We start from the raw sequence: 14,014 nt of genomic DNA on the forward strand, positions 1-14,014 counted from the left end.
TCTGCGGACGAGTGCGCTCATGGGGGGCGTCGGCCACGAGGGGGGTTGTCTGTGGACGATTCGAATCAGTCAACAGATGGTGATGTCGCAGGTGTGGAAGAGGATATTTCCTTTCGCTACTCGGGTCGCTGGAAGTGTGCGGGGGCGCGGTACCCGTCACCGCCCAGCGTCAGCGGCTCGTGCTTGCCACACTGCTGCTCAACGCCGGCCGGGTGGTCACGCTCGAACGGCTGATCAGATCGGTGTGGAGCGGAGCGCCGCCCACGACGGCCCGGGCGCAGGAGTGGCGCGGCAGGCCCAGGACGCCCTGGGTGAGGCCGCCGTGCTCTACTCGCTCGGCCGGTTCCACGTGCGCCGGCACGATCTGGGCCGCGCCACAGTGGAACTGGCCCTGGCCCACCCCGTGTTCGACGGACTCGGCGAACCGCGGTGGTCGGCCGCCGTCGACCGCCTGATGGAGCAGGTCGGCCGCCTGGACGAGAACACACCGGGGCAGGGGGCGGGCCGGAGACGCGGCCGCCCGCCGCAGGACGGGCGCGAGCCGGCGGTGGCACGCCTCAACGTCCCCCACCAGCGCACGACGGGCGGCTTGCGACCGCAACCCGATCCCGACAGCACGGTGGTACCCGTCGCCCGGTTACGTCCCCGGGCGGCGCTCCACAGCATTGGGCCGGCCCACCGGCAGCAGAACCCGCCACGCGGGCGTACGGGGACATCCCCAGGAGAGGAACCGAGGTGCTGAAGGTCACCGGTCTGGTGAAACGGTACGGGGAGGTGCGCGCACTCGACGGATTCGACCTGGAAGTGGCCGCGGGCGAGATAGCCGGCCTCGTCGGCCACAACGGCGCGGGCAAGAGCACCTTCACCGAAATCGTCTCCGGATTGCTGGAAGCGGACGGCGGCACCGTCACGATCGACGGCAGGCGGCCGGCCGAGGCCCGTGCACGGGTCGGGGTCTCGCCGCAGCACATCGCGCTCTACCCGCCGAGTTCGGTGCGCGAGCACCTCAGGCTCTTCGGCGGACTGGCGGGCCTGCGCCGCTCCGCACTGCGCACCGCCATCGACGAGGTGACCGCCGCGCTCCAACTGGAGGAGTTCCTCGACCGCAGGATCGGCTTCCTCTCCGGCGGGCAACAGCGCAGGGCGCAGGCCGCCCTCGCCCTGATCCACCGCCCCTCGCTGCTGGTGCTCGACGAACCCACCGCCGGTGCCGACCCGCAGACCAGGCAGGCGCTCCTCGACGTGGTCAAACAGCGGGCCGCCGAGGGCGCCGCGGTCGTCTACATCACGCACTACCTCACCGAACTCACCGAGATCCAGGCCACGGTGGCCGTCGCCGACCACGGGCGGGTCATCGCTCGCGGCAGCAGCGAGGAACTGCTTCACGGGCTGCCCGGTGAGGTGCGGGTGGTCTTCGCCGACGAGGAGGAGATCACGGTGTCCACCACGGAGCCCGGCGCCGTCCTGGTCGACCTGCTCAAGGGAGACGACCGTCCCGTCGAGTCGGTCGAGGTCCGCAACGCCAGCCTCGACGACCTCTACCGATCCCTGGTGGCCCACCGTGACTGAGTCCCTCTACCGTGTCCGCCTGCTCGTATGGCACAACACCGTGCTCAGACTGCGCGACCCCGGCCAGCTGATCAGCTACATCGTGCTGCCGATGGTGCTGATGACGGTGCTCAAACCGGTCTACGTGACCGCGCTCAAGGGCGGCGAGGTCCAGGCCGTCACCGGGCCCCTGGTGATGTTCTCGGTCTTCGCGCTGTCCATCGTCGGCAACTCGATCCTGGTCGAGCGCGAATGGCACACCTGGGACCAACTGCGCGCCAGCCGAGCGGGGCGGGCGGAACTGCTGCTCGGCAAGACTCTCCCCGTCCTGGTGCTGCTGGTCCTCCAGCAGGTTCTGCTGCTGCTCTTCGGCGTCGCCACCATCGGCCTGTCGATCCCCGGCAGCATGGGGTGGATCGTGCTGGCCGTCGTCATCTGGGGACTGACGCTGCTGACGGTCGGCGCCGCCCTTGCCACCGTCGTCCGCAGCCGGGGCGACCTGGGACTGGTCTCGGACATCGGCGCGATGGCGGTCAGTTCGCTCGGCGGGGCACTCGCCCCTGTGAGTCTGATGCCCGGCTGGGCCCAGCACATCGCGCCCGCCTCGCCCGGCTACTGGGCGATGAGCCTGCTGCGCACCGCGATCGACGGCGACCCCGGCGGCATGGTGCGCCCCGCTCTGGTGTGCCTGGGTATCGCGGCCGCCGCCGGCGCGCTCGCGACGTACCGCCTGGCCCGCGGCTGGGGCCGCAGCCACCTGCTGTGACGGCGGCCGGTCCGCCCCAGTTCCCCGCGGTCCCCAAGGGGGCCGCCCTATCCCTCACGGAAACCGCCATGGGCGAGAACACCTACCCTGTCCACCAGAGCCGGACGGCAGGCGCCGGACGTACCGCGGCACGGGCAGTCCGGTCGTCGTCAGTCCACGGCCGTCCGCACGGGCATGTCAGCTCCCGCTGCGCCTGGCGGCCACCTTCGCGGGTACCTACCGCGGTGCCGAACCGCGCTACGACGCCGAGGGCCGCGCGTAGCTGACCGCGATCACCGCCCCATACGGCCTCGACTACGCACCCGAGGTGCTGACCTCACGGCTCGTGAGCCCGTTCAAGGACATGGCCCTCGCGCTGCTGCGCCGGGCGGAGGCCGAGCCGGGGCCACCGATCGGCCAGATCGTCCTGGCCCACGGTGCGCCGGACTGCGACGGCCGCGTGTCCGCCTCCTGCTGCCTCGGCGCCGCCGCCGAGGGCGACCCGTCGTCTTCGCGCTGTCCGACCAGGGCACGACCGTTTCCTTCTCCGCGCTGCGGATCACCGCCGGATACCTGCGGGCGCACGAGGGCCGGCGCGGCCTGGTCCTCGCACTCGACCCGGGAGCCCTCCTCTGGCACACCCCGCCCGGCGCCTCGACCGCCCCCGGGACGTGGCCGTCGCCCTGCTGCTCGAACCCGCCGGGACCGCCGAGGGACTTTTGCTCCTCCAGAAGAGCCGGGACGGCGACGCCACCGCGGTCGCGGACCTCGTGTCGGCCGCCCGGAAACGCTTCCACCGGCCCGGTGGCACTCGTGTCGGGACCCGGAGCCGGACCGGCCGACGAGGCCGCGGCGGGCGCCGACACGGTGCTGCCGGGCACGGTCGCCGGGCTGGCCTGCACGTCCGTGTGGTCGGTGCCGCACGGCCTGCGCCGCTCACCCGACGGTCGCCCTCGTCGTCGACGACACCCGGCGTACGTGCCGCGAACTCGACGCGAACGCCCGGGAACTGGCGGGGGAGCCGACCGCCCGCGCACCCGCATGGGCCGACGATCGCCGGACCAGCGCTGACAGACCCTTCGCGGGGTCTTCGCGGTGTGGCAAGCGCCCGGAGCGGGAGCCGCCGAGGGCTGCCTGGCCGCGCCCGGGTCGCGGTGGCCGGCGACAACGTCGACGATGGGCGCGGGGGCGGTCGGCCGCCGCCTCGGGCCCGGGAATCCCGCCCCCTGTTCCTCGCGGCCTCCACCGTCCTCCCCTCGTCGGCGTCCATGGCGGCGAGAGGTGATCCCGAGACCTGAGGACGTACCCCATGGGAACGCAGACGGCAGGCCCCCACAAGGCTGATGCGCTGGTGCTGTTCGGCATCACCGGCGACCTGGCCGAGAAGATGCTGCTGCCCGCCCTCTACGAACTGGCCCGGCGCGGCGAACTGACCGCACGCGTCGTCGGCGTCACCCGCGGCGGATGGACCTTGCGGAGACTGCGCGAGCACGCGCGCTCTGCCGTCACCGCCCAGGGCCCCGTCGACGAAGCCGCCTTCGCCCGCTTCGCCGCGCTCCTGCGCCTGGCCACCGTCGACTACGAGGACCCCGGCAGCTTCCGCTCGGTGGCCGAGGAGACCCGGGGCTGCGCCTGGCTGTCGCACTACCTGGCCGTCCCCCCGGCGCAGTACGTCCAGGCAGCGGAAGGGCTGGCCGCCGCGGGCCTCAACTCCGACGCGTGGCTGGTGGTGGAGAAGCCCTTCGGCCACGACCTGGCGTCCGCCCGTGCCCTCCAGCAGGACCTGACCCGGCACTTCCCCGAGTACAGGCTGCGCCGCGTCGACCACTTCCTCGGCAAGAACGTCGTCGAGAACCTCCTCACCTTCCGCCGTGCCAACCCCCTCCTGGACGCCGTCCTCGACCACAAGCACACGCGCGGCATCCAGATCACGATGGCCGAGAGTTTCGACGTCGCTGATCGCGGCGGCTTCTACGACGCCACCGGCTGCCTGCGCGACGTCGTCCAGAACCACCTTCTCCAGCTCCTGGCCCACCTCCTCATGGAAGCGCCCCGCACCGCCTCGGCCGAGGACAGCCTGGACGAGCGCACCCGCGTCCTCGAAGCGGTTCGCACCGTCCGGCCGCAGGACTACGTACGCGGCCAGTACGACGGCTACCTCGACGTCGACGGCGTGCGCGCCGACTCGGTCACCGAGACCTTCACCGCGCTGCGCCTGTGGGCCGAAACCGACCGCTGGGCGGGCGTACCCATCGTGATCCGCGCGGGGAAGACGATGCCCGTCACCGCCATCGAGATCGTCCTGGAACTGCGTTCGCCCGCCGATGACCCCCGCCCCTTCGACGGCGCCGAAACCCCCGCACCGAACCTCGTCCGCTACCGGGTCAGCCCGCGTTCCGGCGTCACCTTCAGCCTCGTCGTCCAGAACGGGGACGCCCCCGCGGCACTCACCCAGACCGAAGCGGCGGCCGACTTCACCGGTCTGACCGGCGACGACACCGAGGCATACCAGCACGTCCTCGCCCACGCGCTCACCGGTGACCCGAGGCAGTTCACCCGCATGGACATGGTCGAGGAGTGCTGGCGCATCGTCGGCGACATCCTCGACCCCTCCACCGCGCCCGTCCCCTACCGGCCCGGGACCTGGGGCCCGCGGGCTGCCGATCAGCTGACCACCGACGGCTCGTGGCACCCTCTGGGGGTGGCATCGGGTTCCTGATCAACCAGTCCATCAAGTTGTTCCAGTTCGACGAGATGCTCACGCACATCCTCGTCGTCCTGGACATGGCCGGCACCACCGTCGCCGACGGCGGACTGGTGGAGCGCGCCTTCGAGGCGGCGGCCGTGGAGCTGGGAGTGACTCCCGGCTCAGCCGACCACGAGGACAGGCTCCTTGTCGCCCCCGTCGACGGCGCCCGCGAGGCGGTGGAGGAACTCAAGGCCGACGGCCGTACGGTCGTCCTGACGACCGGTTTCGCCAGGGCCACCCAGGACGCGATCCTCGACGCGCTCGGCTGGCCGCACTCACCCTCTGCCCCGCGGACGCCGGCGGGCGCGGCCGCCCCTACCCGGACATGGTGCTGGAGGCGTTCCTGCGCACGCGGGCCGCCGAAAACGTACGGCAGATCGCTGTGGTCGGCGACACGGCGTACGACATGGCCAGCGGTGTGCGGTCCGGGGCGGGCGCCGTCGTCGGCGTCCTCACCGGAGCACACGACAGCACCACGCTGCGGGACGCCGGCGCCACGCAGGTCCTGCCGTCCGTGGCCGGCCTTCCGGCTCTTCTGCGCTGAACGAGCTGTCGGCCGTCGTGCGGAACGGCGGTTGTGGCCAGGGACGGCAGCCCGGGCGGGCGGCTGTTCAGCGTGACGGGACGGCCCCCCCGGGGTATCGCTGAGGGCGTCGGCCGGACGGCCGCAGGGCGGCGGGCTCCGAGGTGTCTGCCCGTCTTGTCACCCATGTCCGCGGGCGGGTGGTCAGCTTTGCGGACGCCCCCCGAGCGCCGTGGAACCCAGTCCGGGCACCTGCCGCAGCGACACCCGTAACAGGTGTGCGGGAGCGTGAGCTGACCGTCACCCGCTCCCGGCGGGCCCGTCACACCTGTGACGGGCGGGGGAAACACGAAGCTCCCGTAGCGCGGAGGTGGGCCGGCCGCCGGGGAGCGGCGCCGGCCCACCGCCTGCCCGGCGCCTCGGGTGAACGGGCCCGCGAGCGCGGCGTGTGTGTGCTCCGTCCGCTCCGCCCGGTCCAGGGATCAGCTGTCGCCGGCCGACGTGCCGGCCGCCTCGGTGGCGCCGGCTTGCCGGGAGGGCTCGACGAGGGTGTACATCACCGACCGCTGCTGCTTGTGGCGCCTGATACGCCCCTTCGCGACAAGCGACTCAAGTGTGTTGCGCACCACCTGCGGGGTCGGTGTGCGGTCGGGGTGCTTCTCCAGAAGCTCGTCCCGCAGTTCCTTCGCGAGCCGCGGCTCCTCGTACCTCCGCAGCAGCTCCATCAGGACGTCTCCGAGCAGTGGCTGACGCGACTTCCCCTTCGCGGCAGTCTTCGCGCGCGCCTTCCCCCTCGCGACGTTTTGCGCGGCTGCCCCGGCGGCCGATCCCTTGCGAGACGTGCTCTCGCCGCCTCGCCTCGACCGCGCGAGTGCCGGCTCGTCCTGCGCCTGCTCGGGCAGACGGGAGGGGTCCGACGGACCTTCGTACCGCTCGGCGAGACGCATGATGTCGGACAGGAGCGCTTCCTCCTGCCTCAACACCGCGATCTTCTCGGACAGTTCCTGCTGTCGACGGCGGTTCTCCTCCAGGTCCGACGCGGCTTGCTCGACATACCGCGATCGGAGCGTGGCGGTTGACTGGCTGGTCACAACCGTTCACTCCCTCGTATTTGAATGATTCTGGGCATGGTACCCATGCCGTGGGGGCGGTGCCGAAGTGTGCGAACGACAGGGACGACCGGTCGTGCAGGTATCCCCGGCGAGAGCGCGGTGTGTCTGTACCCGCGGGGAGCAACGCCCTTCGTGGACCCCTCGGCGCCCGCGGTCGCTTCGTACGCACCGCCGCGGTAGTCCAGCAGGACATACCTGCCCGTGGAAACGCTGCTGTGGAACCCACCGCGACGTTCTTTCCCGCAGGTGTGCCCTTCGCCCGAAGGGGAGTGGCCCCCTGACCGGCCTCCGAGGTCCGCCGGCCGACCCGTGCCCGGTCCGCAGGGGCGCACCGGTCGCCGCGCCCGGGCGAGTACCGGCCCTGCGGACACCCGAACGGCGGCCACGGATTCCCGCGAGGCCGTTGACGCGACGGGACCGGCGAGGTGTGCGGGGCGGAGGCGGCGTCCGGGAAACATATCGGCGTCGCCCCACCCGCCGGGTCGCCACCCGGCGGGGACGGGGCACACCTCCAGCGTGACGTCCGGAGCCGGCGGAAGGGCTCCGCCCGCCGCGGCGGCCGGCTCACGTCCCGGACGAGGTCCGGCGCGGGTACCGTCCGGCGACGATCACCCGGCGGCGTCCGGGTGCCCGCGCAACGCCTTCGGGCACCGGGACGGACGGGGAGGCGGCAGGACGACCGTGCTGCGCCACGGTGCGGTCGGCGCGGTCGCGGTCTCGGCACCGTACAGACGGTGCTCGGACATCCGGGCGCGTGCCGCGGACCGCACGTCGGGCGCGTCCAGGGTCTCGCTCAGCGCCGCCGCGTAGGTGCGCAGCAGTTCGTGACAGGCGTACCGGCCCGGGGCCGGTTCGACGAGCATGTGGTGGTCGGTGAGTTCGGCGATGTCGGCGCGCGCCGTGCGCAGGCCGGTGCCGGCCAGGGCCGCCGCGGCCCGCGCGGTGATGTCGCGCGAGGGGTGCAGGGACAGCAGCCGGAAGAGCGTCGCGGCAGTGTCGCTCAGCGCCGCGTAGGAGCGGGCGAAGACACTGCCGGTGTCCGTACGGGCGTCCTGACTGGACAGCGCGACGAGGCTGTCCGGGTCCTCCCGCAGCCGGGACGCGAGGGAGGCCAGGCCGAACCGCGGCTGTACGAGTGCCCGCGCACCGGCGACCGCGAGGGCCAGCGGCAGTCCGCCGCACAGCTCGACGATCTCCGCGGCGGCCGGGCGCTCGGCCCTGATCCGGTCCGCGCCCAGGCGGCGGTCGAGAAGTTCGAGGCCCTCCTCGCGGGTCATGGGGTCCAGGGTGACGACCCGGGCGTTGTCCGTGACCGTCAGGCCCTCCAGCCGCCGCCGGCTGGTGACGATCGCGAGACTGCCCGGTGAGGCGGGCAGCAACGGACGTGCCTGTGCGCAGTCGCGGGCGTCGTCCAGCACGATGAGCAGCCGGCGGGAGGCCAGGGCGGTGCGGAACGCGGAAGCGAGGCCGGTCGCATCCGTGGGCGGCCGGTCGACGCCGAGCGAGTCGAGCACCGCGCACATGGCCCGGACCGGGTCGAGGGGCGGCAGCGAGGGGTGATGGCCCCGGAGATCCAGGTGGATCTGTCCGTCGGGGAAACGGCCGGAGACCAGGTGCGCCCAGTGGACGGCGAGCGTCGTCTTGCCGACCCCCGCCATCCCGCAGACGACCGCCGTCGTCGTGGGAGGCCGGCTCTCGCCTTCCAGGGGCAGGAGCTCCATGCACTGGCGCAGCGCCTTCCGGCGTCCGGCGAACGGCACGTGATCCGGGGGCAGTTGCGCCGGTCTGCTGCTCGTCCGCGCCTGGGCCCGAGCCTGTGCCGGCCCCTGTTCCCCTCCCCGCCCCTGTGCCTGAGGCCGCGGCGCGTCCCTTCGCGAGCCCGTTCCGCTTCGCAGCAGGTGCCCGTGCGCGGCGCGCAGGCCGGGGCCCGGTTCCACGTCGAGTTCGTCGGCCAGCGCGCGGCTGATGTTCTCGAATTGCCGGCGGGCCTCCGCCTGCCGACCGGTGGCCGCGAGGGCGGTGATGATCCGGGAGTGCAGGGCCTCGTCGAACGGGTGGCGGTCCACGGCACCTCGCAGGGCCGTCAGGATCTCCTCCGTCAGGGCGGGTGCCGCGGTCAGCACGACGTCGGCCGCCTCCTTCGCCGTCGCGACGAACTCCTGCCCGACGGAGATGAAGGCAGGATGCCGGGACACCTGGGTGCCGGCGGCGACGACGGGGCCGCGCCACAGCCGCAGGGCCCTGACGTACTCCCGCGCACCGCGCCCGGGCTCGCCGTCCTCGACCGCGAGCCGTGCCCGCGCGCGCAGATCGCGGAAGTGCAGCAGGTCGCAGGTCGAGGCGTCGACCACGAGGCGGTATCCGTCGGCGGCGCGCACGAGGTGCCGGGCGTCGGCCCGGCTGCGTAGACCGGGCTCCAGCGTCCCGCGCAGGGCGCCGATGTGCCGGTGCACGACGTTGACGGCGCAGGCCGGGGGAGCGTCCTCCCAGAGGATGTCCACGGCCTCGCTCAGCGTGAGGGGACCGGGCGCGCGAAGCAGCAGCAGGGAGAGCAGGGCCAGCCTCTTCGGGGGTCCGGTGTCGAGCGCGGTGGCACCGCGCAGTGCCCGCACGGGGCCGAGGACCGAGTAACGCACTGTCGCTTCCATCTCGCGGCTGACCTGGCCTTTCACTGCGTGTCGCTACGGTGGCGCCCGGGAGGCCTCGTCGCTCCGGCAGGTGACGCGGCACGGCGACGACGCGGCCCCGGGCGGGCGCGAAACCTCAGTCCAGTACCTTCAGGGCCCCGGACACGGCGGCTTCCAGGAAGTCCCGGTCGGCGCGCGCCGTGCCCATGACGTGCAGACCCTGGATGAACGTGGTGAGGAAGCGGGACAGTTCCACCGGACTGTGCCCGGAGCCCAGCTCCCCCCGCGAGCGGGCGCGCTCCAGCGTCCCCGTCAGCACGGACTCCACGGCGGCCATGGCCGACCTCACCTGCCGGACGGTGTCGTCGTGGGCCGATCGTTCCGTCGCCGCGTTGACCAGCAGGCAGCCGCGCTCGGGGTCCGCCACGTCGGCCGTCGCCATGCCGAGCAGCAGCTCCCGCAGGGTCGAGCGAATGTCGGAGGCGGACTCCGTCTCCTGCGCGAGCGCCGCGACCAGGCTGTCGCAGTAGCGTTTCAGCGCCTGTGCGTAGAGAGCCTCCTTGGAGCCGAACGCCGCGTACAGGCTTCCGCTGCCGATGCCCAGCCGGGACGTCAGCTGCGGCAGCGGCGTGGCGTTGAACCCCTGCCTCCAGAAGAGGTCCATGGCCCGCTCCACTGCCAGCTCGGTGTCGAAAGCACGCGGGCGCGCCATGACAAGTTCCTCTCTCCTGTGACGACTTCACACCCATACCCGGGAGCCTTGCGGCGAGCGCGGGTCGGCGCGCGTGGCGGGGGCTCGTGCGGAAGGCGGCGACATGGCCCCGACTGTGACAGGGCCGCGCCCGGGAGGCATGCGTCGATCGACTGCACCCGCACCACGGGGCCGCGCCATGGGCCAAGGCCCCTTTCCGGCGCACCGCTCCGTCCCTTGTCCTCCGGTCGCCGGTACGCCCGGCGTGGGAGCGCCGGAGGAATCCACGTCCCTGTAGTCGAGGGCCCGGACACGGGCGGAGCCGGCGGCTCCTGCCCGGCCGCCACGGTCAGGTCCACGTCTTTCCGGCCCCGGACCCAGGTCACCGGTGCTGAGTCCCGAGGGCCGGGCCTCGCGGTGTCCGAACCCCGACGAGCAGGTCCACGTGTTCCCGCACGAGGGCTCCTCGACGGGCCCGACTCGCCTGTGGGGCCGGGAACCAACAAGCCCGGGGGACATGCCCCGCCCGGGTTGTCCGGTTAGCCTCGACGCCATTGACGGCAACAGCCCGAGGACGAACATGCAGCTGCACCTGAAGCACCCCCTGGAGCCCGGTAGCGCGCCCCGGCACGCAGCTGACATCGTCGCGACGGCGGCCGACATCAGTGGCGCGGTCCTGGACTACAGCCCCGACAGCATCGATCTCGTGGAGGACATAGTCGACGGCTTCCGGGCCGTGGGTGTCACGGGCGAGGAGCTGGCCGAGTCCCTTGTCGGCTTCGGTTGTTACGTCGGCGAGATACTGACCCGCCACGCGGGCGGCGTCTGGCGCCGCGCCTCGGCCTCCCCCCGGACGGTTCCCCTCGCCGTGGAGCTGCCCGGCGCCGGGGAGTGCCATCCGATCGACTGGGTCTTCGGCCGTCTCGAACGCGGAGCCGACGTCAGTATCCGCGGCCTCTACTCGGCGGCCGGCCACGGAAACCCCGGAGGCAGCCCGGAGGGCGAGTGTTAAAGTCACCTTTTTCCGGCGTCGAGCGGAACATCCGGCGGAAGGATCGCTTCCGCGCGGCGGCCGCCTCGTCACCGGTCACGAGCCTCGCGAACGGGCCGTTACGGACTCGCCCGAAGGACGCTGGTGACGCACCGGGCGGGGGCCGGGGCCGGGGGCATCTTCGGCGCGACGCGGGCCGTCCCGGCCCGGGAAGAGCCCCGCGTCCGGGCGCGGGCGCGTGGGGGGCGTGCTCCCGTCCGTTGGCGGAGTGATGAGGGAGGGGCCCTGGATGAGCGCACACGTGGACGCGGGTGGCACCGGCCCGACAGGCACCGGCCTGACGGGCCGCGAACAGGAGCGGAAGCAGGTGACCGCACTGCTGGCTGGACTCTCCGGCGGCGGGCGAGTGCTGCATCTCAGCGGTGAGCCGGGCACGGGGAAGACCGCCCTTCTGCGGTACGCCGCCGTGACCGCGGCGGGCCAGGGGATACCCGTCCTGTCGACCGGCTGGACGCCGTCCGAGCGAGGACTGCGGCACGCCGCGCTGCACAGCCTCCTGCGCCCCCGCCTGACCCGGCTCGCCGAGCTGCCGGCGGCGCACCGCGCGGTGCTGCGGGCGGCGTTCGGCGACGGCACCGAGGCGGACGAGCCGGCCCCGCCGCTACTGGCGGAGGCCGCCCTGCACCTGCTGACGCCGACACCCGGGCCGGTCCTCGTGTGCGTGGACGACCTCGACCGGATCGACGCCGCGAGCCGGGACACCGTACGCGAGATGGCCCGGCTCTGCGGCCGGACCGGCGTGGGCCTCGTCGTCGCCGAACGCACGGCGCCCGGCGCACGGCTTTCGCCGGACGCGCTCACCCTCACTCTGGGGAGCTTGTCCGAGCCCGAGGCCCGCGAACTCCTCGGACGCGCGGGGCGGACCACCGGCCACACCGAGGCGGAACTCGTCCTCGCCGTGGCCGGAGGAAACCCGCTCGCGCTCACGGAACTCTCGCTCGGCGACGACATCGCCGGTGACGTCGCGGGCCTCGGTCTGCTGCCCGCGACGCCCCGTCTGGCCGAGGCGTACGCGGAGGACCTGACGGGGCTTTCGGCATCCGCGCGCGGTGTGCTGCTCACCGCGGCCCTGAGCACGTCGTCCCTCGCGCGGGACGTGCTCGCCGCGAGTGAACATCTCCTCGCCGACGGCGACGCGGCAGGCGCCGGCCTGGCCGAGATCGTCGCGCGGGGACTGGTCGTCGAGGACGGACCCGACGTGCTGTTCCCCCGGCCGCCGCTCCGCGTGTCGGTCCTGCACCTGGAGCCGGCGGGGCGGCGAATGGCCGCCCACGCGGCGCTCGGACGCGCCGTCACGAGCCCTCCGCACGCGGCGTGGCACGCGGCGCAGTGCACGGCGGGCACCGACGAGGAACTCGCCGAGCGCCTGGAGTCGCTGGTACCGCCACCCGGTGCGGGCACCGGGGTTCTGGTGGCCCTGGCAGCGCTGGAGAGCGCGGCCCGCCTCTCCGCCGGGCCCCGGAGCCGTGCGGGCAGGTTGCTGCGCGCCGCCGAGCTGGCGTGCGCGCACGGTCTGCCGGAGCAGGCCCTGCGGCACGCTCGCGGGATCGACCCGGACGAACTGGGGGAGTACGGCCGGGCCCTGCTGCTGTGGGTGCACGAACTGCTGCCCGGCGACGCCCCGGCCGGCCCGGACGGCGTCGCCGGACTCTGCCGGGCGGCGCGCTTCGTCGCCGCCGAGGACCCCGCGCTGGCGCGGCGGCTGCTGCTCGCCGCGGCGCGCAGGTGCTGGTGGCAGCAGGCCGGACCGGACGAACGGAGCTGGGTCCTGCGTGCTCTTGAGGACCTGTGGCCCCCGCCCCTGGACGCGACCGGCCTGACCGTCGTGGCGCTGACCGAACCGTCGGCCGTCGGCCGGACGTCGCCGAACGGCGCACCGGACCCGGCCGACCGCGGCGCGCTCGGCCAGGTCGCCCACCTCACGGGTGACCTGGACCGGGCGGCACCGCTGCTCGCCGAGGCCGAGGCCGCGGCCCGTGCCGAGGGGCGGTACGGGCAACTGGCGCCCCTCCTCGTGACCAGGGCGCTGGGCGAGATCTGGCGCGGCACCGCGTGGGGGACCGCGCACGCGACGGCAGCCGAGGGCCGGGCGATCGCCACCGGGACGGGACAGCCGGAGTGGGCGGCGAGGGCCACCGGCGCGCAGGGCGTCATCGAGGCCCTGCGCGGCCGGTACGACAAGGCGCTGGAGTGCGCCGCCGAGGTCGAGGAGGCATCCTTGCGCCTCGGCCGGAGCCGGCCACGGGACCTGGCCGCGCTCGCCCGCGCGCTGACGGCGTCCGGCACGGGGCGCTACGCGGAGGCGTACGTGCGACTGCGCTCGATGTTCACCGGACACGCGGCGCCCCTCGGCCTCGAACAGCTCTGGGCACTCGCCTTCCTCGCCGAGGCGGCTCCGCCCGCGGGGGAGACGGCCGACGCGAGGGCCGTCGTCGAGCAGGCCGAGGCCCTGGCGGGGCCCGGGCCGGCGCCCCTGCTCCGGCGGACCCTCGACTACGCCCACGCCGTGCTCGCCCCGGACGAGGAGGCGGAGGCCCGCTACGGCGAGGCGCTGCGGCCCGGAGCCGAGGCCTGGCCCCTGCTCCACGCGATGACCCGGTTCGGCCACGGGGTCCGGCTCAGGCGCAGGCGTCGCGTCACCGAGTCGCGCGAGCCCCTGGCCGCGGCCGAGTCCCTCTTCCTGGCGCTCGGCGCCGGGCCCCGCGCGCAGCAGGCGGCTTCGGAGCTGAGGGCGACCGGCGGAACGACGACGGAACCCACCGGTTCCGACGCCTCCCGGGTGCTGTCGCCGCAGCAGCTCGCCATCGCCCGCCTCGCCGCCCGCGGCCTGTCGAACCGGGCCATCGGGGAACAACTGCGCCTGTCGCCCCGTACGGTCTCCACGCACCTCTACCGGATCTTCCCGAAGCTGGACGTCACCTCACGCGCGCAGCTCGCCGCGCGGCTCGACACCTGAGGAGTCGGGCCC

At 73.7% G+C, this 14,014-nt stretch carries 9 protein-coding genes and 1 pseudogene; 6 read left to right on the forward strand and 4 right to left on the reverse strand.

Features of this window, described 5'->3' with window-relative positions:
• Positions 1-169: 169 nt before the first annotated feature.
• Entirely contained in the window at positions 170-571 is a 402-nt protein-coding gene (locus AB0J21_RS30470) for a hypothetical protein (protein WP_363149385.1), read from the reverse strand.
• 164 nt (positions 572-735) lie between these two features.
• On the opposite strand from AB0J21_RS30470, the gene AB0J21_RS30475 reads away from it, so the two are divergent.
• The 4 genes and pseudogenes from AB0J21_RS30475 (at position 736) to AB0J21_RS30490 (ending at position 5,586) form a co-directional block, all read left to right on the forward strand.
• A complete protein-coding gene (locus AB0J21_RS30475) occupies positions 736-1,569 on the forward strand; it encodes an ABC transporter ATP-binding protein (RefSeq protein WP_363149386.1) in 834 nt (277 codons plus the stop codon).
• Positions 1,562-2,314: an ABC transporter permease gene (locus AB0J21_RS30480; protein ID WP_363149387.1), complete on the forward strand. Its 753-nt coding sequence runs from the start codon at positions 1,562-1,564 to the stop codon at positions 2,312-2,314. The genes AB0J21_RS30475 and AB0J21_RS30480 overlap by 8 nt, the downstream gene beginning before the upstream one ends.
• 1,288 nt (positions 2,315-3,602) lie before the next feature.
• The gene (locus AB0J21_RS30485; protein WP_363149388.1) at positions 3,603-5,012 is read left to right on the forward strand and encodes a glucose-6-phosphate dehydrogenase; all 1,410 of its coding nucleotides are present in this window, start codon (positions 3,603-3,605) and stop codon (positions 5,010-5,012) included.
• Between the two features lie 35 nt (positions 5,013-5,047).
• Positions 5,048-5,586 (forward strand): annotated as a pseudogene (locus AB0J21_RS30490) (HAD family hydrolase).
• 461 nt (positions 5,587-6,047) lie between these two features.
• Here the strand turns inward: AB0J21_RS30490 and AB0J21_RS30495 are convergent.
• The 3 genes from AB0J21_RS30495 to AB0J21_RS30505 form a co-directional block, all read right to left on the reverse strand.
• Positions 6,048-6,656 carry a hypothetical protein gene (locus AB0J21_RS30495; RefSeq protein ID WP_363149389.1) on the reverse strand — a complete coding sequence of 203 codons (609 nt, stop codon included), beginning with the start codon at positions 6,654-6,656 and terminating at the stop codon, positions 6,048-6,050.
• Between the two features lie 629 nt (positions 6,657-7,285).
• Positions 7,286-9,325, reverse strand: a complete 2,040-nt coding sequence (locus AB0J21_RS30500) for a BTAD domain-containing putative transcriptional regulator (protein WP_363149390.1) — start codon at positions 9,323-9,325, stop codon at positions 7,286-7,288.
• Between the two features lie 115 nt (positions 9,326-9,440).
• Positions 9,441-10,016 (reverse strand): TetR/AcrR family transcriptional regulator, encoded by a 576-nt coding sequence (locus AB0J21_RS30505; RefSeq protein WP_363149391.1) that lies wholly within the window; start codon positions 10,014-10,016, stop codon positions 9,441-9,443.
• A 559-nt stretch (positions 10,017-10,575) separates the two neighbouring features.
• On the opposite strand from AB0J21_RS30505, the gene AB0J21_RS30510 reads away from it, so the two are divergent.
• Together AB0J21_RS30510 and AB0J21_RS30515 are read left to right on the forward strand one after the other, a co-directional pair.
• Positions 10,576-11,007, forward strand: coding sequence for a hypothetical protein (locus AB0J21_RS30510; RefSeq protein WP_363149392.1), 432 nt, complete (start codon positions 10,576-10,578; stop codon positions 11,005-11,007).
• 268 nt (positions 11,008-11,275) lie between these two features.
• A complete protein-coding gene (locus tag AB0J21_RS30515) occupies positions 11,276-14,002 on the forward strand; it encodes a LuxR family transcriptional regulator (protein WP_363149393.1) in 2,727 nt (908 codons plus the stop codon).
• Positions 14,003-14,014: the final 12 nt, after the last annotated feature.

The organism is Streptomyces sp. NPDC049954 (assembly GCF_040656295.1).
Classification (GTDB): domain Bacteria; phylum Actinomycetota; class Actinomycetes; order Streptomycetales; family Streptomycetaceae; genus Streptomyces.